This is a genomic window from Aeromonas sp. 97A (genome assembly GCF_051919185.1).
Lineage (GTDB): Bacteria > Pseudomonadota > Gammaproteobacteria > Enterobacterales > Aeromonadaceae > Aeromonas > Aeromonas veronii.
In genome coordinates, this window is record NZ_JBQBFF010000001.1 from 1388984 (window position 1) to 1411313 (window position 22330).

Sequence of the window (22330 nt, forward strand, 5' to 3'; positions counted from 1 at the left end):
AGCTTATTCCTCCACTTTCTTTTGTCCGCGGGTCTGAACTTCCTGGGTCAACAGAGCGATGAACTCTTCAACAGGATAAGTGCCCAGGTCAGCCCCTTTACGAGTCCGTACTGCAATCTTACCGGCTTCAACTTCTTTATCGCCGCAGACCAGCATGAAAGGTACTCGCTTCAAAGTATGCTCGCGGATTTTAAAGCCAATCTTCTCATTTCTCAAGTCCGCTTTTGCGCGAAGGCCCGCATCATTCAATGCTTTGGCTACTTTCACCGCATAATCGGCCTGATTGTCCGTGATATTCATGACCACAGCCTGAGTCGGTGCCAACCAGGTCGGGAACAGACCGGCGTACTCTTCAGTCAGAATACCGATGAAGCGCTCGATAGAACCCAGGATGGCCCGGTGGATCATCACAGGTACATGGCGATCGTTGTTTTCGCCCACATAAGTGGCACCCAGACGACCAGGCAGGGCAAAGTCGAGCTGCACGGTACCACATTGCCACGCACGATCAAGGCAATCGTGCAGGGTAAATTCAATTTTGGGACCGTAGAACGCCCCTTCACCCGGCTGCAGATCGTACTTCAGACCGTTGAGTTCCAGCGCTTCGGCCAGGGCTTTCTCGGCGCGATCCCACATCTCGTCGGAGCCGATACGCTGCTCGGGACGAGTGGAGAGCTTGACCACGATGTTCTCGAAGCCAAAGGTACCGTAGACGTCATAGACCATACGAATACAGCCGGAGACCTCTTCCATGATCTGCTCTTCGGTACAGAAGATGTGCGCGTCATCCTGAGTGAAGCCGCGCACCCGCATCAGCCCGTGCAGGGAACCGGACGGCTCGTTGCGGTGGCAGGAACCAAACTCGGCCATACGCAGCGGCAAATCACGGTAGGACTTCAGACCCTGGTTGAAGATCTGGACGTGACCCGGGCAGTTCATCGGCTTGATGGCGTACTCGCGATTTTCGGACTGGGTGGTGAACATGGCCTGGGCATACTTCTCCCAGTGACCTGAACGCTCCCACAGGACGCGGTCCATCATAAACGGACCTTTCACTTCCTGATAGTCGTACTCTTTGAGCTTGCCGCGGATAAAGGTTTCCAGCTCGCGGAAGATGGTCCAGCCATCGTTGTGCCAGAACACCATACCGGGTGCTTCTTCCTGCATGTGATACAGGTCGAGCTGCTTGCCGATCTTGCGGTGGTCGCGCTTGGCGGCCTCTTCCAGACGCTGCAGATAGGCCTTGAGCTGCTTCTTGTCAGCCCAGGCGGTACCGTAGATACGCTGCAGCATCTTGTTGTTGGAGTCACCGCGCCAGTAGGCGCCGGACATCTTCAGCAACTTGAAGTGGTGGCAGTGACGCATGTTGGGCACGTGCGGGCCGCGACACATGTCGATGTACTCTTCATGATGATAGAGACCTGGCTGGTCATCACGGGCAATGTTCTGATCCAGGATTTCGACTTTGTAAGACTCGCCGCGCGCCTCGAATACATCGCGCGCTTCTTGCCAGGAGACTTTCTTCTTGATGACGTCGTAATCCTTGGCTACCAGCGCCAGCATGCGCTCTTCCAGGGCAGCCAGATCTTCATCGGTCAGGGTACGGTCAAGATCAACGTCATAGTAGAAGCCGTTGTCGATGACAGGACCGATGGCCATCTTGGTCTGGGGCCAGAGTTGCTTGATAGCATGACCCAGCAAGTGGGCGCAGGAGTGGCGCAGGATGTCCAGACCTTCTTCGTCTTTAGCGGTGATGATGGCCAGCGCAGCATCGGCTTCGATCAGCTCGCACGCATCTACCAGTTCACCGTTTACCCGACCGGCAATGCACGCCTTGGCGAGGCCGGGACCGATGTCCGCAGCCACATCCATGACGGAAACAGAGTGGGCAAATTGACGTTGGCTGCCGTCAGGCAGAGTAATGATTGGCATTATGTGTTTCCTTATACAGTGGTGACCCCTACCAAAGGTCACATGCGGGATGGAAAAGAGATTCAAATAAGGTGATGTTCTGGTTCTCCACAGCACTTTGCGAAGACGGCCTGACACGTAAACCACATGTCTAACGTGACAAACCAAGCCAAAACTGCCCCATGCTACCAGAAGTCGGGCGTGCTGTATCGGATTTGCAGATATTTTCTACAGTCAAATGAGTCGCCTGCCGACTATTCACCAAGCAGAGATTGCCAGTTGAAGTCAAAGTCACTGCTCCCCTCCTCTGCCAGCGCCAGCTCTTGCAGCACCTGAAGCGCCAGCTTGTTGCCCTTTTGTGCCGCCTGATAGAGCCACTGTTTCGCCTGAGGCAAATCGACCCTGCCGCTGACCCCCATCAGATGAAGGACGCCGACTTTCAGCATGGCCGGGACATCACCATTGCGGGCAGCCTGATCCATCCAGTGAAAGGCTTGGCGCAGATCTCGCTTGACCCCAACACCGCGCAGATAGAGCTCTGCCAGCCGATATTGGCCGAAGGGATCCCCTGCCTGCGCCGACTGGCGATAGAGCGTGATGGCCCGATTGATATCCTGCTCGCTCCCCTGCCCCACTTCATGGCTCCAGCCCATCAAGGCTTGCGCCCGAGGTTGGCCTTGATCGGCCAGTGGCGACCAGATCCGGGTCGCCTCATCGAAATGACCGGTACGCCAGGCACGGTTGGCAGCAGCCATCTCCTGCTCGGTGGAGAGCGGAAGCAGACGCCAGATAACCAGGGCAAGCAGACCGATAAACAGCCAGCGGGAAGTGGTGGGTCTCATGATGATTTCCGTGATCCAGTTCTCATTTCGTCTATGTAAACGAAATGTAGCGCCGCGATCAAGCTAGAGATCCCTGCGACAACCCTTTTTGCACCCGGTCGATCAGCCGTTGTTGTCATTTATCCGGGGCACCTGCAAAATAACTGTATGTATAAACAGTATCGGTGCACACCATGGCAGGACGAGGCAGTCCCCACAATATCGATCACCGTTTTAGCGGCCTCCTTGTCGAAGCGGTCGATGACGGCTGGCAATCGTCCGATTGGGATGCCGCCTTCACTTCTTCTGTGCCTGGCACCGAGGTGCGGGAGATCGATGCACGCAGCATCATCAGCTACAACAGCTCGCCGGATGTCCCCTTTGGTCGCTCCATCAACCCCTATCAGGGGTGCGAACACGGCTGCATCTACTGCTATGCCAGACCCAGCCACGCCTATCTGGAGCTCTCCCCCGGCCTCGATTTCGAGAGCAAACTGTTTGCCAAACGCAATGCAGCCGACCTGCTGCGCCGGGAGTTTGCCAAACCAGCCTATCAGCCACAGACCATCTTCATTGGCGCCAATACCGACCCCTATCAACCCATCGAGCAGCGCTATCGCCTCACCCGGCAGTTGCTGGAAGTGATGCTGGCCCACCGCCATCCGGTCGGGCTCATTACCAAGAGCGCCATGATCTTGCGCGACCTCGATCTGTTGACCGAGCTGGCCAGAGAGGGACTGTGTCAGGTGATGGTGTCGGTGACGACCTTGAACGAAACCCTGCGCCGACAGCTGGAGCCCCGCGCCAGCACGGGTGCAGGCCGCTTGAAAGTGATCGAGAAGCTGGCCAACGCTGGCGTGCAGGTGGGGGTACTGGCCGCCCCCATGATCCCGCGGCTCAATGAGCCGGAGCTGGAGCAGATCATCAAATCGGCGGCCGAGGCAGGCGCCAGTTGCGCCGATTACATCCTGCTGCGGTTACCCCACGAACTGGCGCCGCTATTTGGGGACTGGCTCGATACCCACTATCCGGGCCAGAAGGAAGCTATTTTGAATCAGTTGCGAGCCAGCCGCGGTGGCGGGCTCAACAGTACCGCCTTCGGTACCCGCATGCGCGGTGAGGGGCACTTTGCCGATCTGCTGGCCCAGCGCTTTCGCCTTATCAGCAAGCGCCTCGATCTGGGCAAACGCCATATTCAGCTCAGGCTGGATGGGTTTATCCGCCCCGGGGAGCAGCTGTCGCTCTTCTAATCCCCCTGCTCACGCCCTTCACACATCAAGCACAGAGCCCTTGTCTGCCAAGAGGTCGAGAGGAAGACCTGCCGCGACACATCCTGTGGAAACCCCGCTTTCCCAATTTTCCAAATTGGCCAACGAAGTAGCCATGTAGCCACAAGAAAGCGCTACCCGCTAAAGAGAAGGCTAACGCCTTAGCCTGCGCGCTGATCCCGCCCCTGCTGCACCATTTCAACCGGCAGTCGCGAGGGTTCATGAGCCACTTCGTGCTCATCCTCTTCATACTGCGGCACCTCTGACTCGCCCCATACCCGGCTCCACCAAATTTCCCACGTGATCCAACTGGTCATATGCAGCTCCTGACGGTGAAGGTGATGGCAACAACGCACCACTCGCCCAGCAGGATAGCGACCGGGAATGACAGGGAAATGACAAAAAATCACTTGTAAAAAGGCAACTGGCGGTAGCGAGGAAAAGCCGAAACAGTTCACATATTCGGCGAAATCACTCTGAAAGCGGTCACAAATCTGCAGGTTGTGGATTGTAGCTCACTCTGTTCCCGCCAAAGCTGGGTTGCCCATTCAGGCATCTATAAAAACAGGGACACAATAATGAAACACACAGCAGGAATGCTGGCGATCGCAGGTATGCTGATCGCCCCCTTGGCGCACGCCGACGTCATACTGCACGCCTTCAACTGGAAGTACAGTGAAGTGACCGCCAAAGCCGACCTTATCAAGTCGGCCGGTTACAAACAGGTACTCATCTCGCCGCCTCTCAAGTCATCAGGCAACGAATGGTGGGCCCGTTACCAGCCGCAGGATCTGCGCCTTGTCGACTCCCCTCTTGGCAACAAGCAGGATCTCGAGCAGCTGATCGCCGCCATGAAGGCGCGTGGCATCGCCGTCTATGCCGATGTGGTGCTCAACCACATGGCCAACGAAAGCTGGAAACGCAGCGATCTCAACTATCCCGGCAACGAGCTGCTGCAGAGCTACGCCAGCAACCCGGCCTATTTCGAGCGCCAGAAACTGTTTGGCGATCTGGGGCAAAACTTCCTCTCCGGTCAGGATTTTCATCCCGAAGGGTGCATCAGTGACTGGAGCGATCCGGGTTATGTCCAGTATTGGCGACTCTGTGGCAGTGCCGGTGACAAGGGGCTGCCGGATCTGGATCCCAACAACTGGGTAGTGAGTCAGCAACAGGCCTATCTCAAGGCGCTCAAGGGGATGGGGATCAAGGGTTTTCGGGTCGATGCGGTCAAACACATGAGCGATTACCAGATCAATGCCGTGTTCACCCCCGAGATCAAACAGGGAATGCACGTGTTTGGCGAGGTGATCACTACAGGGGGCGCAGGCAGCACCGATTACGAGCGCTTCCTCAAACCCTACCTCGACAGCAGCGGCCAGGGTGCCTATGACTTTCCGCTGTTTGCCTCCCTTCGCGGAGCCTTCAGTTATGGTGGCAGCATGAACCTGCTGGCGGATCCGGGCGCCTATGGTCAGGCGCTGCCGGGCAATCGCGCCGTCACCTTTGCCGTGACCCACGACATCCCCACCAACGACGGCTTCCGCTATCAGATCTTAAGCCAGACAGACGAGTCGCTGGCCTATGCCTACCTGCTCGGCCGCGATGGAGGCTCGCCACTGGTCTACTCCGATCATGGCGAAACCCGAGACAAGGATGGCTTGCGCTGGCAGGACTACTACCTGCGCGCCGATCTCAAGGGAATGATCCGCTTCCACAATGCGGTTCAGGGCCAACCCATGCAGCTGGTCGGCAGTGGCGACTGCTTCGTGCTGTTCAAACGGGGCAAACAGGGGCTGGTCGGCCTCAACAAGTGCGACTATGAGCAGGAGTACTGGCTCGATACCGCCAGGTTCGAGATGAACTGGTATCGCAACTATCGGGACGTGCTCGACCAAGGGGCCGTAGTCAACGTGCAGAGCCAGTGGGTACGGGTCGCCATTCCTGCCCGCAGCGCCAGAATGTGGCTGCAGGAGTGATCCAGCCGTAAGAGCAGCGTAGAGTCATAAAAAGCAGACAAATAAAAAGAGCGACCACCAGGGTCGCTCTTTTTGCTCAGAGACGTTGCTCGGGTAACAGGTGACGATTACTCGTCACCCGCTTCCCCAGCATCGACCGCATCAGTGCCGGTCGCGGTATCGGTACCTTCAGATACCTCACCGTCAACGGCCAAAGCGTCGTTTTCGTCTTCGTCGCTCTCGGCGATACGCTGCAGGCCAACCACGGTCTCGTCTTCACCGGTACGGATCAGACGGACACCGCCGGTGTTACGGCCAATGACGCTCACCTCGGCAACACGGGTACGCACCAGGGTACCGCCGTTGGTGATCAGCATGATCTGGTCGGTATCTTCGACCTGGATCGCATCGATCACCTTGCCATTACGCTCATCCACCTTGATGGAGATAACGCCCTGGGTACCACGGCTCTTGGTCGGGTATTCGGCCAACGCAGTCCGCTTGCCGTAACCGTTCTCGGTGGCGGTGAGGATGGCACCTTCGCCGCGCGGAACGATGAGGGAAACCACCTTGTCACCGGCGCCCAGCTTGATGCCGCGTACACCGGCGGCGGTACGACCCATGGGACGCACACCCTTGAAGGTGCCCTTGCTTTCGGTGCCTTCGCCGTTGTCGCTGCCATCATCGTCATTGCCGGCATCGTCGTCGGTTTCAACGTCATCGCTGACATCGGCATCGGCGCGACCGCTGCCTTCCGCGAAGCGAACAACTTTGCCCGCGTCGGAGAAGAGCATGATCTCGTTGCTGCCGTCGGTGATATCCACCCCGATCAGCTCATCACCCTCTTTGAGGTTGATGGCACGAATACCGGAGGAGAGCGGACGGCTGAAGTCGGAGAGGCTGGTCTTCTTCACGGTACCATTGGCGGTGGCGAAGAACACATACTTCTCGGCATCATACTCCTTCACCGGCAGGATAGCGGTGATACGCTCACCCTCTTCCAGCGGCAGCAGGTTGATGATCGGACGACCACGGGCGCCACGGGACGCTTCCGGCAGCTGGTAAACCTTGAGCCAGTAGACCTTGCCACGGGTGGAGAAGCACAGAATGGTGTCGTGGGTGTTGGCCACCAGCAGACGCTCCACAAAGTCCTCTTCCTTGATCCGGGTGGCCGACTTGCCACGACCACCGCGGCGCTGGGCCTCGTAGTCGGAGAGCGGCTGATACTTCACATAGCCCTGGTGAGACAGGGTAACCACCACATCTTCCGGGGTGATCAGATCCTCGATGTTGATCTCGGCACTGGACATGCTGATCTCGGTGCGACGCTCGTCACCATACTGCTCGCGCACGGCCAGCAGTTCATCGCGGATCACTTCCATCAGACGAGCCGGGCTCGCCAGGATGTGCAGCAGCTCGGCGATCAGATCCAGCAGAGATTGGTACTCTTCCAGGATCTTCTCGTGCTCGAGGCCGGTCAGCTTGTGCAGACGCAGGTCAAGGATGGCCTGGGCTTGCTGTTCGGTCAGGAAGTATTGACCTTCACGGATACCGAACTCGGGCTCCAGCCACTCTGGCCGTGCCGCGTCGTCGCCCGCTTTTTCCAGCATGGCGGCCACGTTGCCGAGTTCCCAGCCCTTGGCAACCAGGCCCGCTTTCGCGTCGGCCGGGGTCGCGCTGTGGCGGATCAGCTCGATGATGGGATCAATGTTGGCCAGCGCAACCGCCAGACCTTCCAAAATGTGCGCCCGATCCCGCGCTTTGCGCAGTTCGAACACGGTCCGGCGAGTCACCACTTCACGGCGGTGCAGCAGGAACGCATCCAGGATCTCTTTAAGGTTCATCACCTTGGGCTGGTTGTTATCGAGCGCCACCATGTTGATGCCGAACGTGGTCTGCATCTGGGTGTGCTTGTAGAGATTGTTCAGCACAATCTCGCCGGACTCGCCGCGCTTGATTTCGATAACGATGCGCATGCCGTCTTTGTCAGACTCATCGCGCAGGGCACTGATGCCCTCGATCTTCTTCTCTTTGACCAGCTCGGCGATCTTCTCGATCAGTCGAGCCTTGTTCACCTGATAGGGGATCTCGTGAACGATGATGGTCTCGCGACTGGTCTTCTCGTCCACTTCCACTTCAGCCTTGGCCCGCACATAGATGGAGCCACGACCGGTACGGTACGCCTGCACGATGCCGGAACGACCGTTGATAATGCCGCCGGTGGGGAAATCCGGGCCGGTGATGTAGGTCATCAGCTCGTCAATGGTGAGGTCGCCGTTTTCGATCAGCGCCAGACAGCCATTGACAATCTCGGTGAGGTTGTGAGGCGGAATGTTGGTCGCCATGCCCACCGCGATACCGGAGGAGCCGTTGACCAGCAGGTTGGGAACCTTGGTAGGCATGACCGCCGGGATCATCTCGGTGCCGTCATAGTTCGGCACCCAGTCCACGGTCTCTTTGTCCAGATCGGCCAGCAGCTCGTGGGAGATGCGGGCCATCCGCACTTCGGTATAACGCATCGCCGCGGCGCTGTCGCCGTCGACTGAACCGAAGTTGCCCTGACCATCGACCAGCATGTAACGCATGGAGAAATCCTGCGCCATCCGGACAATGGTGTCATACACAGCGATATCGCCGTGCGGGTGATATTTACCGATTACGTCACCGACCACACGGGCCGATTTTTTATAGGGCTTGTTCCAGTCGTTCCCCAACTCGTTCATAGCAAACAGAACGCGGCGGTGAACCGGTTTCAAGCCATCACGCACATCCGGCAGAGCTCGTCCTACGATCACGCTCATGGCGTAATCAAGATAGGAACTCTTGAGCTCTTCTTCGATGTTGACCGGCGTGATCTCTCTGGCCAGATCGCTCATAGAAAGCCTTATCCCTAATTAGTTGTTCTTTGGCTTAAACAGCGCGACATGGTAACACACTGAGCCAAATACCTTAAGCCACAAATCGGGTATCAGATCGGGCTGGTGTGACAAAGTCCGTCCGTTATAATGCCCGCCAGGACAATAGATTGCGCCCATGACTCAGAAGCGGGCGCCCTGCCACAGGATCTTCGAAAAATGAACAGTGATGCCAATGTCGATCTGACAGAAATCGCCAAGTTTGAAGCCATCGCCTCCCGCTGGTGGGACATGGAAGGTGAATTCAAACCCCTGCATCAAATCAATCCGGTACGCCTTGACTGGATCACCGACAAAAGTGGCGGTCTGTTTGGCAAGCGCATGCTCGATATCGGCTGTGGTGGCGGCATCCTCTCCGAGAGCATGGCCCGCCGTGGCGCAAGGGTCACCGGCATCGACATGGGCAAGGAGCCCCTCGGCGTCGCCCGCCTGCACGCCCTGGAGCAGGGTGTCGAGCTCGAGTACCGCCAGATCACTGCCGAAGCCCATGCCGCCGAAGTGCCGGGCCAGTATGACGTGGTCACCTGCATGGAGATGCTGGAGCATGTGCCGGACCCCGCCTCCGTGCTGCGCGCCATAGCCACCCTGGTGCGCCCGGGCGGCCGGGTGTTCGTCTCCACCATCAACCGCAACCCCAAATCCTATCTGATGATGATCATCGGGGCCGAATACCTGATGAAGATGGTGCCCAAGGGTACCCACGATCACAAAAAATTCATCACCCCGGCCGAACTGTGTCGCATGGGTGAAGCCGCGGGCCTGTTGGTGCGCGACATGAGCGGCGTCCACTACGCCCCCCTCACCAACCAGTTCAAGCTCGGCAAGAATGTCGACGTCAACTATATGGTGGAGTTTGTCCGCCCGGAGCACGGCTGATGAGCGCCTCTCGCCCTCTTCCCCTGCGCGGTGTGCTGTTCGATCTGGATGGCACCCTGCTCGACACAGCCCCGGATCTGGGTGCCGCCGTCAACCACGTGCTTATCAGCGAAGGCTTTGCGCCGCTCTCTGACGACATCATTCGTCAGACCACCTCCCACGGAGCGCTCGGGCTGCTGAAAGCGGGCCTCGGCGATGAACTGCTTGAAGAGCTGGGGGCCACGCGCCTGCGCAATGCCCTGCTCGACTACTACGCGGCCAATCTCTGCGTCGGTACCCGCCCCTATGAGGGAATGGTGGATCTTATCGAGTGGCTCGACGAGAAACAGCTCCCCTGGGGCATAGTCACCAACAAGCCGGGCTTTCTCACCGAGCCACTGCTGGCAGCCCTGCCAGCGCTTGCCAGCTGCGGCGTCACTGTCAGTGCCGATACCCTGCCGGTACGCAAGCCCGACCCCGCCCCCATGTTCTTTGCTTGTGAGAAGCTGGGGGTAGAGGCGGCTCACTGCCTCTATGTGGGGGATCATGTGCGGGATATCGAAGCGGGCCGCAATGCTGGCATGCGCACCGCGGTCGCTGGCTGGGGCTATCTCAATAATGAGGAAGATCCCGCCCAGTGGGGCGCCGATCTGCACTTTGATACCGTGCAGGCCCTGCACCACTGGCTGCGCTATGAATTGACGGCCAAAGCGTAACGCGCAGCCTTACCGGCTGACATGCGAAAACGGGGGCGAAGAGACTCTCCGCCCCTTGCATCTCTTCCTTTACGCTCCCGCGTCCTGCGCCACCATCACGCCTCTATTCATAGATAATAAAGGCAGCTTTCTGCCTATTGAATACCCATTTGACAAGCTCACAGCCGTCACAAAGCGGACATAAACCTCCGTCATCTGATGCAAAGCCCTTGCCACGCTGAGCCCGCGGCTGCGACAACTGGACAGCTTTTGACCCTTGTTGCATAAGGGATAATCAGCCGCCGTTTGCTAGTAAAAAGCCCCCCGTTTCGCAAGCAAAAAAAGTTATTTAAATTTTCCATCTTCGATCGGGAGACTTGCATTTAGCGGAGCGGACGAATGAAAACCCGCTCACTGTGAGCGGTCACTAACTGACGGGGTAAGACTCACAATTTATCCACAGCTCGTCACTTATCCACACATTGCAATGGCGGGCTGACCTCACTATCTTGTAGCTCGAACTTAAAATAACACTACATCTTGTGATTCATCGCACAATCTCTACCCAACTCCCGCACACCGCCGGGGCCTGGGTGGCGCCATTGTGCGATGGTTTTTCGGGAATCAACTGAAGGTCATCAGCCAATGAACTTGTTTGTGACGAAGCGTAACGGACACAAAGAACCCATCGATCTGGATAAAATTCACCGCGTGCTGGACTGGGCCGCCGAAGGGCTCGACAACGTGTCGGTCTCCCAGGTAGAGCTCAAATCCCACATCCAGTTCTATGACGGTATCCGTACCGCCGACATTCACGAAACCATCATCAAGGCGACGGCTGACCTCATCTCCGAGCAGACCCCGGACTACCAGTACATGGCCGCCCGTCTGGCCATCTTCCACCTGCGCAAGAAGGCCTACGGCCAGTTCGAACCGCCCCACCTCTACCAGCACGTGGCTCGTCTGGTGGACATGGGCAAGTACGACAAGCACCTGCTGGAAGACTACAGCCAGGCCGAATTCGAAGAGCTGAACACCCATCTGGATCACTGGCGCGACATGGATTTCTCCTACGCGGCAGTCAAACAGCTGGAAGGCAAATATCTGGTCCAGAACCGCGTTACCGGCGAGATCTACGAGAGCCCGCAGTTCCTCTATATGCTGGTTGCGGCCTGCCTCTTCTCCAAGTACCCGAAAGATACTCGTCTGGACTACATCAAGCGCTTCTATGATGCGGTCTCGACCTTCAAGATCTCCCTGCCAACCCCAATCATGAGCGGCGTGCGCACCCCGACCCGTCAGTTCAGCTCCTGCGTACTGATCGAGTGCGATGACAGCCTGGACTCCATCAACGCCACCGCCAGCTCCATCGTGCGTTACGTTTCTCAGCGCGCCGGTATCGGCATCAACGCCGGTCGCATCCGCGGTCTGGGCAGCCCCATCCGTGGCGGCGAAGCGTTCCACACCGGTTGCATCCCCTTCTACAAATACTTCCAGACTGCCGTGAAGTGCTGCTCCCAGGGCGGCGTGCGCGGCGGTGCGGCCACCCTGTTCTACCCGCTGTGGCACACCGAAGTGGAAAGCCTGCTGGTGCTGAAGAACAACCGCGGCGTGGAAGAGAACCGTGTCCGTCACATGGACTACGGCGTGCAGATCAACAAGCTGATGTACCAGCGCCTCATCAAGGGCGGTGACATCACCCTGTTCTCCCCGTCCGATGCGCCGGGTCTGTACGATGCTTTCTTTGCCGATCAGGACAAGTTCGAAGAGCTCTACGTCAAGTACGAGCAGGATCCGGCCATTCGCAAGAAGACCCTGAAAGCGGTAGACCTCTTCTCCCTGATGATGCAGGAGCGTGCCGGTACCGGTCGCATCTACATCCAGAACGTCGATCACTGCAACACCCACAGCCCGTTCGACCCGAGCGTGGCGCCGGTACGCCAGTCCAACCTCTGCCTCGAGATTGCGCTGCCGACCAAGCCGCTCAACAACATCGACGACGAGAGTGGCGAAATCGCCCTGTGCACCCTCTCCGCCTTCAACCTCGGTGCCATCGAGAAGCTGGAAGATCTGGAAGAGATGGCCGATCTGGCCGTGCGTGCCCTCGACGCCCTGCTCGACTATCAGGACTACCCGATTGCCGCCGCCAAGCGTGGCAGCATGGGTCGTCGCACCCTGGGGATCGGCGTCATCAACTACGCCTACTACCTGGCCAAAAACGGTGCCCGTTACTCCGACGGCTCCGGTCTGGCCCTGACTCACCGTACCTTCGAGGCCATTCAGTACTATCTGCTGAAAGCCTCCGTGCAGTTGGCCCGCGAGTTCGGCCCCTGCCCGCTGTTTGGCGAGACCACCTATGCCCAGGGCATCCTGCCCATCGACACCTACAAGAAGGATCTGGATGCGCTGTGCAACGAGCCGCTGCATCTGGATTGGGAAAGCCTGCGCGAAGAGATCAAGTCCGTGGGCTTGCGCAACTCAACCCTGACCGCCCTGATGCCGAGCGAGACCTCCAGCCAGATCTCCAACGCCACCAACGGTATCGAGCCGCCGCGCGGTCTGGTGTCGGTCAAAGCCTCCAAAGATGGCATTCTCAAACAGGTGGTGCCCGAGTATGATCGCCTGAAAGATCAATACGAATTGCTCTGGAAGCAACCGAGCGTTGACGGCTACCTGCAGCTGGTCGGTATCATGCAGAAGTTTGTGGATCAGGCGATCTCCGCCAACACCAACTACGACCCTGCCCGTTTCGAAGGCAACAAGGTCCCGATGAAACAGCTGCTCAAGGACTTGCTGACCGCCTACAAATACGGCCTCAAGACCCTGTACTATCACAACACCCGTGATGGTGCAGACGATGCCCAGACCGATCTGCAAGATGACGGTTGTGCTGGCGGGGCTTGCAAAATCTAAGTCACGGCAAGAACTGATAACCGGGCGGGAGCATGAAGCTCCCGCTCTCCTGTTTTCTCTATTCACATATTCTGGTAACCATGGCCTATTCAACTTTCTGCCAAACCCAAAACGACCAGCTCAAAGAGCCGATGTTTTTTGGCCAATCGGTCAACGTAGCCCGTTATGATCAACAAAAGCACGAAGTGTTCGAGCGGCTGATCGAGAAGCAGCTCTCCTTCTTCTGGCGCCCGGAAGAGGTGGATGTCTCCCGTGATCGCATCGACTATCAGGCCCTGCCGCCCCACGAGCAGCACATTTTCATCTCCAACCTGAAGTACCAGACTCTGCTGGACTCCATTCAGGGTCGCAGCCCCAACGTGGCGCTGTTGCCGCTGGTCTCCATTCCGGAGCTGGAAACCTGGATTGAGACCTGGGCCTTCTCGGAGACCATCCACTCTCGCTCCTACACCCATATCATCCGCAATATCGTCAACACCCCCGCCCAGGTGTTTGACGACATCGTGACCAACGAGCAGATCTTGAAGCGCGCCGGCTCCATCAGTCACTTCTACGACGACCTGATCGAAGCGACCGCCCTCTACAACCTGCATGGTGAAGGAACCCACACTGTCGCGGGCCGCGAAGTGACCATCACATTGCGCGAGCTCAAGAAGAAGCTCTATCTGTGCCTGATGAGCGTCAACGCGCTGGAGGCAATCCGCTTCTACGTCAGCTTCGCCTGCTCCTTTGCCTTCGCCGAGCGTGAACTGATGGAAGGCAACGCCAAGATCATCAAGATGATCGCCCGCGACGAAGCGCTGCACCTCACCGGCACCCAGCACATGCTGAACCTGATGCGTACCGGCCAGGATGACCCGGAGATGGCCGAGATCGCCGCCGAGTGCGAACTGGCCTGCTTCGAGATCTTCAAAGAAGCGGCCATTCAGGAGAAAGAGTGGGCCGAGTACCTGTTCCAGGACGGCTCCATGATCGGCTTGAACAAGGACATCCTCTGCCAGTACGTGGAGTACATCACCAACCTGCGCATGAGTGCGGTCGGCCTGCAGCCAGCCTTTGCCGGCACCAAGCAAAACCCGATCCCCTGGATCAACACCTGGCTGTCATCCGACAACGTGCAGGTCGCCCCGCAAGAGGTAGAGGTCAGCTCCTATCTGGTCGGTCAGATCGACAGCGAAGTCAATGCCGATGACCTGGGTGATTTCGAGCTGTGAGTGATGCCACCAACACGCTGACCCCTGCCCCGCACGCAGCTGCTGAACAGCAGGCGGTCGTGGCACCACGGGTACATACCCGGGATGGTGCCGTGCTGCACGCCCATCCCGGCGAAAGCGTGTTGGAGACCCTGGAGCGCCACGGTCATCATGTGGAATTCCAGTGTCGCAGCGGCTATTGCGGCGCCTGCCGCACTCCGCTGATGGCTGGCAAGGTGCACTATCCTGCGGTGCCGCTGGCATTTGTCGCCCAAGGGGAGTGCCTCCCCTGCTGCTGCAAACCGGTCGGCGCCATCCGGCTGGATATCCAGAAGAGCTGACACCGCCACAGGCTGGCAACTCGCGCAAAATAGAAAGCCGCCGGAGCAATCCGGCGGCTTTTTTTGTCTCTTCACATTGCTCGGGCGCCCGATGACAGACGCCCAAAGCCTCAGAGGATTACAACCAGGGGGCGGCAGTCGGCCCATGGTGCAGGCCCAGTTTCCAGACTCGGCCGAAGTGCTTGTAGTGACCGGCTGCGACGCCAGCCTTCTCGCCCATGCCGTGGTAGAGATCGAGGTGGCCCTTCTTCACCGCCCCGCCCACATCCAGCGCAATCAACAGCCGCAGCTGGTGCTTGCCGGTCCAGTTGCCCTCTTTGTCGAGCAAAGGGACTTCGGCAAGGATCGGGGTCCCCATCGGCAGCAAGGTCTTGTCGGCGGCAACGGCCGCCAGCGGCAGCAGCGGGATACCGGCGGCGCCGATCACATCATTGGTGGGTCGACGCTCGAAGAAGACATAGGAGGGGTTCTGCTCCACCAGCTCCTTGACGCTCTCCTCCGGCTGTCGGTTGGCCCACTCCTTGATGGCCTTCATCGACATCTGCTCTTTGGGCACTTCACCGCGGTCGATCAGTACCCGACCGATACTCACGTAACCGTGGCCGTTCTTGCCGCTGTAACCCAGATATTGCAGCCGATCGTCATCGCCATAGTGGACAAAGCCCGAGCCCTGCACATCCATCAGGAAGTTGTCGATAAGGGATTTGCTGTAACCCAGCTCCAGTCCGCGGTTGGCCAGGGCTCCCTGATGGATCTCGGCCCGGGTCGGACAGCGACCGCCACATTTGGGCATGGCATAGATGGGATATTTGTACTTGGCATCCGGGCGGTGACGCACCTCCAGCACCGGCGAGTAGTAACCGGTAAAGAGCACGTTACCCATGCGATCGGCACCGCCCAACTGGGCCAGGCTGATACCGTAACGGGTGATGTCGGCAGGATTGCCGCCGCCCGCCACCCAGCGGGAGAGCTGGTGATAGAGCTCGCCATAACGGCGGGTCATCTTGCCGGAGCGCTCCAATACCAGTCTGCTTTGCGGGCCAAACTTGCTGTAGTCGGCACGCGCACGGCTATTGACCCGCTCCACCCTCACCAGATCCTCTGGCAGGGTCCCGTCCAGATACTGCTTGCCCAGATTTTCCGGCACCTCGCAGTTAAGAAAGCATCTGTTGTCGGTCTGTTTTTTGGGCACTTCTGCTTTGTCAGAGTTGCCCGCACAACCGGCCAGTCCCAGCACTGCGGCGGTCAGCCAGTACGCGTGTTTGTTCATATGTCCTCATATAACGCCAAGAGCCATGCTCGGCGGGGAAGATGCCAAATTTGCAGGGGGAAAGCAAACGACATCAATCACTTGAAGCAGGATTTCTCCAAAGGGGATCCGCTGGGTTATAACAAGGTGACAGGATGTGCGGGGTGATGAATGGAACAGCTCGAAATATTCCCGCTGCAGAGCCCCTGCATCGGGGTCTGCGAAGTGAACAACAAAGGCTACTGCAAGGGGTGCCTGCGCAATCGCGAAGAGCGTTTCAACTGGCTCACCATGACCCCTGCCCAGCAACAAGAGGTGATGCGCCTGTGCCGCAACCGCAAGGCGCGGGTCGACGCCGCCCGCCGCAAGGCACAGGAAGGCGCTCCCAGTGAACTGCAAGCACAGCCCGGCTGGGATTTTTAAGCGCCTCCCATAGGCCACCCTACTCCCCGATACCCACCCCTGCGACCCGTGCCAGTTCGCTAAACGCCACAAACAGATGATAAAACGTGCTGGCTGGCGCATGAGAGGTCAGCGGCTTCCCCTCGCTATCCACTTGGTCAATCCACTGTCCGGGCTTCGCGGGCAACAAGTAGTAGTGGAAGATCCGCGCAACCACCTCGCAGATCTGACAGGCGGTAGCCTCATCCCCCTGTTGTTCATAAGCCGCCAGGAGCGCTTTCAAATGTTCGGTCTGGCACCAGAGCCGGCTGGTATCGCGATAGGGTTGCCCATCATCGGTCAGCTCATCGATCACCAGCCCGGTTTGCCCGTGCCCGTGGCGGATGGCAAAGCGGGTCAATATCCCGATTGCCTCGTCAATCTCGGTGCTGGTTGGCTGGATTTCCCAGCTGCTGGCAAGAGTCCGGTAGCTTGCCAGCAGCCAGCACCACTCGTAGTGATGACCCGGGTCGATAAGACGGGAATCGGCATGACGCACCAGCAGCGCGTCGTCGAAAAACTCGCGCAGTAAACCGGGCTCCAGAAAACGCTGACGAAACAGCCGATACAGCGCGGTTGCCCGCTGCTGCCATATCACATCATCAAAGCTGTCTGCCGCTACCAGCAGCGCCTCGAACAGATGCATATGGGGATTTTGGCTGCGCAGTGGGCCAGATGGCCAACTGGAGTGGAATCCACCGTGCAGCGGGTCCAAAAAGAGTTGCTCAATGGCCTGATAGCTCGACTCGGCCTGTTGTTGCCAACGTGGATCGCCACTCAGACGATAGAGCCAACACTCAGCCAGCAGGGCAAACGCGTATTCATAGCTGCAGACTGATGCGTCAGCAATCGAACCATCCCGATTAATGGAGAAAACGCTATGCCCCGCCCCATCGTCAAAATGACCCATACCGACCAAAGCAGAACGCTCTGCAAGGGTGCGCCCGTCGTACCACCCCAGCAGGGTGGCGTGGCTGAACACATAGATCTGGCGGCTCTGTACCCGAAAACGGGTCGGCTGCCACAAAGGCTGCCCAGCACTATCCAATCCCTCGGCAAACAGACCACGCTCGGGGTCAACCCCCTGCGCGCCCCAAAGGGGCAGCGCCTCGGAGACCAGCCAGCGATGGCAACGCTGTGCGGCCTCAATAACCTCGATATGCATGAATTACCTCTCGCAACGGCGATAAAAAGGGAGAGCCAGGCTCTCCCATTGTTGACCAAATGGCCTTGACCCCATCAGAACAGACCGATGGCGACCCCAACAAAGGCCAGCACCAACAGCCCGAGCATCGCTTTGACCGGCGAAACGTTGCGCTTGGCCATCAAATACCAGGTACCCAGCACCACCACCAGCGGCATCAGTTTGGGGAAGATGCCATCCAGCATGCTCTGCACCTGGATATTGACCCCGTCCGAGGTGACAAAATCGAGCCCGGTTGAGAGGTTGACATAACTGGCCGCAACCCCGCCCATCACAAAGACCCCGAGCAGGGAGAGCGCCTCGCGCAGCTTGGCCGACTCGGAACTGACCAGAGACTCCACCGAACCAGTGCCAAGCTTGTAGCCCTTCATAAAGAGCATGTAGGAGCCAGTAATGGCGATGGCGTTGAAGCTGATGATGTAAAACAGCGGCCCCAGCACACTCCCCCCTGCCGCCAGCGCCATACCGATACTGAGCAAAATGGGCACCAGCATACCGGGGATCATGGAATCACCGATGCCAGCGATGGGGCCCATCAGGCCGACCTTGAGGGTGTTGATGGTCTCACCGTCGATCTTCTCGCCATTGGCCCGCTTCTCTTCAAGCCCGACTGCCAACCCATTGATAATGGCGCCGATCTGGGGCTCGGTGTTGTAGAAGGAGGCATGGCGTTTCATCGCCTCCATCCGTTCAGCCTTGACGGGATAGAGCTTCTTGAGCGCCGGCATCATGCCGAGGCAAAATCCGAACGATTCGAGTCGCTCGAAGCTCATTGAGGATAGGTTGTACATCATCCACGAACGCCAGCAGGCACGTAGATCCCGTGAGGTAAGAGCAACCGGCTGCTTGGCCGCCAGTTCCGCTGATTGCAGCTCTGTGTTCATCAGAATTCATCCTCATCATCGGTTTGGGTGGCTGCACGGGCAGCGACTGCAGGGCGTTGTTCCGGCTTGTAGTTGTAGTGAATGAGCGCCAGCAGGGCCCCAATCATCACCAGCCCCACCATGTTGAGCTTGAGAAAGACGATGCCGACAAAACCCACCAGGAAGTAGATCAGCATGCTGTTCTGCTTGATGATCTGCTTGAGCAAGATGGCAATACCGACAGCAGGCAGAATGCCGCCCACCACCGTCATGGTACGGATCACCAGCTCCGGCAGGCTGTTCATGAACCCTTCGATGTACTGGTTGCCAAAATAGACGGCGATGAAGGTGGGCACGAAACGCAGCACAAAGTTGCTGGCCTGCGGGAAGATGGCGCTGTTGAGGTAAACCCCCTGTTCATCGCCCTGCTCCAGCGCCACATCGGCCCTGTGGTTCCAGTAGGAGTTGAACACCATCATGAAGTTGAAGAGGATGGTCCCGGCGATGCCGATGGTGGCGGCAATCGCCACGGCAACCGACGGCTCCTTGCCCGACATGATGCCCAGCGCAATGGCCGGAAAGGCGACGAAGTTGAGATCCGCCGGCATGGAACCGCCCGGCGTCACCATGGCGATATAGACTGCCTGCACCGCCACCCCGATCAGGATACCGGTCTGAATATCCCCCAGAATGGCACCGACCAGCATGCCCGATACCAACGGGCGGGTAATGGTGTACCAGCCACCGGTCAAGCCCAGCAGCCAGGGGCTGCTGAGGGCACCGAGATAGCAGAGTATCCCGATGAGAGTTGCTTCCAGAAACATGATCTCTGCTCCCTATTTCAGCTTTTTCTGGGCATCTGCCCAGCTGTAGTGACTGGCATCCGGTACCAGCCGAAAGTCGATCTCGTGGCCAAGGTTGGCCAAGTAATCAAAAGCGGCGATCTCCTGCGCCGTCACCGACTGGTTGGGGCCTATGGTGGTAGTCTGCTCGCGGGCACTCATGGGCCCGACGTTGATCTTGCCGTTGAGATTATCCAGGGAGATCCCGGCGGCGCACAGGCGCTGCAGAGTGACCGGCGACTTGCCAATCACGAAGTAGCGTTTGTCACTGGCGATCACCTTGGGCAACTTGGTAATGGCGGTAGCCACATCAAACAGCCACACCTTGGTGTCCGACACAGCCCCCGTCATCACCTGAGAGAGCAGCGGATCGGCCGCCACCTCATCATCGATCGCGACGATACCGTCACAAGGAAGCTCTCTGGCCCAGCGGGTCACCAACTGACCGTGGATCACCCGATCATCAATGCGTACAAATGAAATCGCCATCTCGCTCTCCTAGAAGTGGTCATCTTGCTGGTGTGCCGCCGGGGCCGCGATCACCATGGATTCCAGTGCCTGGGCCAGCAACTGGCGGGCAGCCTCGTGCACATCCGTTGCCGCCAACCAGTCGGCACTCATCAGCAGCATGGGAAAATTCACCCCGGTCACCACGGCTACCGGCTGCGGCCATGCGGGATCAAATGCAAAGCGGCATGCCACGTTGTAGGGGGTGCCGCACTCCATGTCGCACAGCACCAACACCCCGTCAGCCCCCGCGCCATGACGGCGCAGGGTCTGTTCAAACTCGGCGCGAAACGCCTCTATTCCCCCCTCTTCGGTCAGAGAAACTGTGGCTACGGCGGGCAACTCGCCGTAGACCATATTGGCGCTGGCCAGCAGGGCCGGCGCCAGTGAACCATGGGTTGCGATAAGGATCCTCAGCATCTCCGGTTACCCCCTCACAAAGGCTTTGATGGTGGCAATGGTCTGCCCTTCACTCTCGCCACTCGGGCGGATACGATAGCGCCCTACCGACGCCGGTACGATGAAGGTCTCGGCATAGTGCACCACGAAGGGGGCGAAGGCGTTGTCCGGGCTATCTACCGTTGCCTCCCGACCCTCTATCAGGTTGAGCACTTGTACAGTGCCGCCGGTGTCGTGCTCCACCGGCACACTGAACCAGTGGCGACGGGTCTCGATAAATTCCCGCTCATGCAGTCCGGTGCGCTCTTCACGCCAACCTTCCCCTTCGGCGATGAGCTCGATGCGATTGACCAGATGTTCACGGGTCCAGTCGGTGTCGCGCTCCCACTGGATCACCTTGCTGCCGTGCGCCAGATGGATGGGGCGCGGAATGCCGTCGAGCCCGACCCGACCCCAGTCCCACAGCTTGAAGGTGAAGATGTAGGGGGTGGCGCTGATCTCGAGCACCATGGCCCCCTCTCCCGAGCAGTGGACGGTTCCGGCCGGGATCAGAAAGTGATCATGTTTACGGGCCGGAAAACGGTTGATGAAGCGCTCGTCATCGAAAGGCTTCTCGCCGCGCTGGGCGGCGGCCAGCTCCGCCAGCATCGCCTGCGGGTCGATGCCGGTGCGGGTACCGAGATAGACACAGGCATCCGGCTTGGCATCGAGCAGGTAGTAGCTCTCGTCCTGGGTGTAGTGCATGCCGAACTCCTGCTGGATGTACTCGGTCAGCGGATGCACCTGCAGACTGAGCGGCTGCCCCCCCACCGTGTCGAGAAAATCGAAACGGATCGGGAACTCGGCGCCAAAGCGAGCGTGTACCCGCTCCCCAAGCAAGGCGCTGGGCTGGCACAGCACCAGGTTTTGCGACGGGATCTCCACCCGCACCTCGCCAATGCGCAGGTAGAGGCTGTTCTCTTCCGGTACGCAATCAAAGCACCAGGCATAGTTGGGCTGAGCCGGGTCCAGATCGCACACCTGCTTCATCCACTGCCCGCCCCAGACCCCGGGGTCGAAGAAGGGCACCACCCGAAACGGCTGGCGCGCGGCCTGATGCAACCCCGCCAGCAGCGCCTGCCCCGTCACCAGGGTCGGCTTGCCTCGGGTGTTGGTATCGAGCAGGAAATCGATGGTGAGCAGCTGGGCCAGTTTATGGCGGTCAAACACCCGCCACTCGATGAAGAAGGCGCGCTTGTAGCGGCGCAGTATGTCCTCCTCCTCGTTGCCGGCCCCCCAGTTGCCCAGCTCCTTGCGCCGCAGTCGCTGCTGGATCTCCCAGCGGGCGAGATCGGCATAGACCCGCACATCCCCTCTCGCCACCAGCGAGGCGCCGCTGCCCATCACTACCACCAGGCCACGGGTTATCTCTGCGACCTGCCGCTGCAGGCTAGCCAGCGCGGCCGGGTCAAAAAACTCCACCATCTTGTGGGGAGCCAGCACACCAAAGACCCGGTCGTCGGTAATGAAGCGCTCCAGCATCGCCAGCACTTTTGATTCGGGCAGACGGGCCTGCTCCACCTCGATGAGCGTGTGGGGCCCAAGCCTCGCCAGCAGCTGGCTACGCAGCTCGTCCTGATCCACGCCGTGATAGCAGTCGATCACCAGCACCACCTTTGCCCCACCTTGCCCGTCTGCCGCGGCCTGCAGTCGCCGGGCTATCTCGTGCCAGCCGGCACAGGCGGCGCCCTCATGGCCGGCGACCACCACTTCCGGGAATTTGTCGTAGTTGGAGACGTAACTCGAATGAATCATTGGCTTGCTCTCTCGTTGACACCTACGAAAGAGATAAATCGATTAACCTATTAACCACAACCTGATAAACAAGATTAACCTCATAAAATGGTGTATTTGATCGCCAAGATGGGCGAAATATGTGATCATGACGGCAATTTCATCATGGCAAGTGAACAAGAAAA

Annotated in this window: 19 protein-coding genes; 8 read left to right on the top strand and 11 right to left on the bottom strand. The window is 58.7% G+C overall.

Annotation, left to right across the window (positions count from 1 at the left end):
* Positions 1–3: 3 nt before the first annotated feature.
* Positions 4–1932, bottom strand: a complete 1929-nt coding sequence (gene thrS / locus ACTG27_RS06315) for a threonine--tRNA ligase (protein ID WP_005336690.1) — start codon at positions 1930–1932, stop codon at positions 4–6.
* 233 nt (positions 1933–2165) lie between these two features.
* Positions 2166–2753, bottom strand: coding sequence for a tetratricopeptide repeat protein (locus ACTG27_RS06320; protein ID WP_439979321.1), 588 nt, complete (start codon positions 2751–2753; stop codon positions 2166–2168).
* Between the two features lie 173 nt (positions 2754–2926).
* Here ACTG27_RS06320 and ACTG27_RS06325 point away from each other — a divergent pair, with 173 nt between their 5' ends.
* Positions 2927–3982: a PA0069 family radical SAM protein gene (locus ACTG27_RS06325; RefSeq protein ID WP_139443782.1), complete on the top strand. Its 1056-nt coding sequence runs from the start codon at positions 2927–2929 to the stop codon at positions 3980–3982.
* A gap of 179 nt (positions 3983–4161) precedes the next feature.
* Here ACTG27_RS06325 and ACTG27_RS06330 read toward each other — a convergent pair whose 3' ends face one another.
* Positions 4162–4317, bottom strand: coding sequence for a hypothetical protein (locus ACTG27_RS06330; protein ID WP_005336695.1), 156 nt, complete (start codon positions 4315–4317; stop codon positions 4162–4164).
* 261 nt (positions 4318–4578) lie between these two features.
* Between ACTG27_RS06330 and ACTG27_RS06335 the strand changes: the two genes are divergently transcribed.
* Positions 4579–5976 carry an alpha-amylase family protein gene (locus ACTG27_RS06335; RefSeq protein ID WP_421319097.1) on the top strand — a complete coding sequence of 466 codons (1398 nt, stop codon included), beginning with the start codon at positions 4579–4581 and terminating at the stop codon, positions 5974–5976.
* Positions 5977–6083: 107 nt separating this feature from the next.
* Here the strand turns inward: ACTG27_RS06335 and gyrA are convergent, their stop codons facing one another.
* Positions 6084–8831 carry a DNA topoisomerase (ATP-hydrolyzing) subunit A gene (gyrA, locus tag ACTG27_RS06340; protein ID WP_043170192.1) on the bottom strand — a complete coding sequence of 916 codons (2748 nt, stop codon included), beginning with the start codon at positions 8829–8831 and terminating at the stop codon, positions 6084–6086.
* A 198-nt stretch (positions 8832–9029) separates the two neighbouring features.
* Here gyrA and ubiG point away from each other — a divergent pair, with 198 nt between their 5' ends.
* The 5 genes from ubiG to yfaE all read left to right on the top strand — a co-directional run bounded on the left by ubiG (position 9030) and on the right by yfaE (position 14867).
* A complete protein-coding gene (gene ubiG / locus ACTG27_RS06345) occupies positions 9030–9746 on the top strand; it encodes a bifunctional 2-polyprenyl-6-hydroxyphenol methylase/3-demethylubiquinol 3-O-methyltransferase UbiG (RefSeq protein WP_108571790.1) in 717 nt (238 codons plus the stop codon).
* Positions 9746–10441, top strand: a complete 696-nt coding sequence (locus ACTG27_RS06350; protein WP_439979322.1) for an HAD family hydrolase — start codon at positions 9746–9748, stop codon at positions 10439–10441. The genes ubiG and ACTG27_RS06350 overlap by 1 nt, the downstream gene beginning before the upstream one ends.
* A gap of 624 nt (positions 10442–11065) precedes the next feature.
* The gene (gene nrdA / locus ACTG27_RS06355; protein WP_439979323.1) at positions 11066–13333 is read left to right on the top strand and encodes a class 1a ribonucleoside-diphosphate reductase subunit alpha; all 2268 of its coding nucleotides are present in this window, start codon (positions 11066–11068) and stop codon (positions 13331–13333) included.
* 80 nt (positions 13334–13413) lie between these two features.
* Entirely contained in the window at positions 13414–14547 is a 1134-nt protein-coding gene (nrdB, locus tag ACTG27_RS06360) for a class Ia ribonucleoside-diphosphate reductase subunit beta (protein ID WP_421388068.1), read from the top strand.
* Positions 14544–14867: a class I ribonucleotide reductase maintenance protein YfaE gene (gene yfaE / locus ACTG27_RS06365; protein ID WP_019838758.1), complete on the top strand. Its 324-nt coding sequence runs from the start codon at positions 14544–14546 to the stop codon at positions 14865–14867. Before nrdB ends, yfaE begins: the two co-directional genes overlap by 4 nt.
* Before the next feature lie 118 nt (positions 14868–14985).
* Here yfaE and mltA read toward each other — a convergent pair whose 3' ends face one another.
* Positions 14986–16137, bottom strand: coding sequence for a murein transglycosylase A (gene mltA, locus ACTG27_RS06370; protein WP_019445143.1), 1152 nt, complete (start codon positions 16135–16137; stop codon positions 14986–14988).
* A 150-nt stretch (positions 16138–16287) separates the two neighbouring features.
* Here mltA and ACTG27_RS06375 point away from each other — a divergent pair, with 150 nt between their 5' ends.
* Positions 16288–16539 carry a DUF1289 domain-containing protein gene (locus ACTG27_RS06375; protein ID WP_042053709.1) on the top strand — a complete coding sequence of 84 codons (252 nt, stop codon included), beginning with the start codon at positions 16288–16290 and terminating at the stop codon, positions 16537–16539.
* Positions 16540–16558: 19 nt separating this feature from the next.
* On the opposite strand, the gene ACTG27_RS06380 is transcribed toward ACTG27_RS06375, so the two are convergent.
* The 6 genes from ACTG27_RS06380 to ACTG27_RS06405 all read right to left on the bottom strand — a co-directional run bounded on the left by ACTG27_RS06380 (position 16559) and on the right by ACTG27_RS06405 (position 22166).
* Positions 16559–17722, bottom strand: coding sequence for an AGE family epimerase/isomerase (locus tag ACTG27_RS06380; RefSeq protein WP_439979324.1), 1164 nt, complete (start codon positions 17720–17722; stop codon positions 16559–16561).
* 74 nt (positions 17723–17796) lie between these two features.
* Complete coding sequence (locus tag ACTG27_RS06385; protein ID WP_331378512.1) at positions 17797–18645, bottom strand: PTS system mannose/fructose/sorbose family transporter subunit IID; 849 nt, start codon at positions 18643–18645, stop codon at positions 17797–17799.
* Entirely contained in the window at positions 18645–19448 is an 804-nt protein-coding gene (locus ACTG27_RS06390) for a PTS mannose/fructose/sorbose/N-acetylgalactosamine transporter subunit IIC (RefSeq protein ID WP_194496413.1), read from the bottom strand. Before ACTG27_RS06390 ends, ACTG27_RS06385 begins: the two co-directional genes overlap by 1 nt.
* Before the next feature lie 12 nt (positions 19449–19460).
* Complete coding sequence (locus ACTG27_RS06395) at positions 19461–19955, bottom strand: PTS system mannose/fructose/N-acetylgalactosamine-transporter subunit IIB (RefSeq protein WP_064341276.1); 495 nt, start codon at positions 19953–19955, stop codon at positions 19461–19463.
* A gap of 9 nt (positions 19956–19964) precedes the next feature.
* Positions 19965–20393, bottom strand: coding sequence for a PTS sugar transporter subunit IIA (locus ACTG27_RS06400; protein ID WP_108612298.1), 429 nt, complete (start codon positions 20391–20393; stop codon positions 19965–19967).
* Positions 20394–20399: 6 nt separating this feature from the next.
* Complete coding sequence (locus tag ACTG27_RS06405; protein WP_439979325.1) at positions 20400–22166, bottom strand: class I mannose-6-phosphate isomerase; 1767 nt, start codon at positions 22164–22166, stop codon at positions 20400–20402.
* Positions 22167–22330 lie beyond the last annotated feature (164 nt).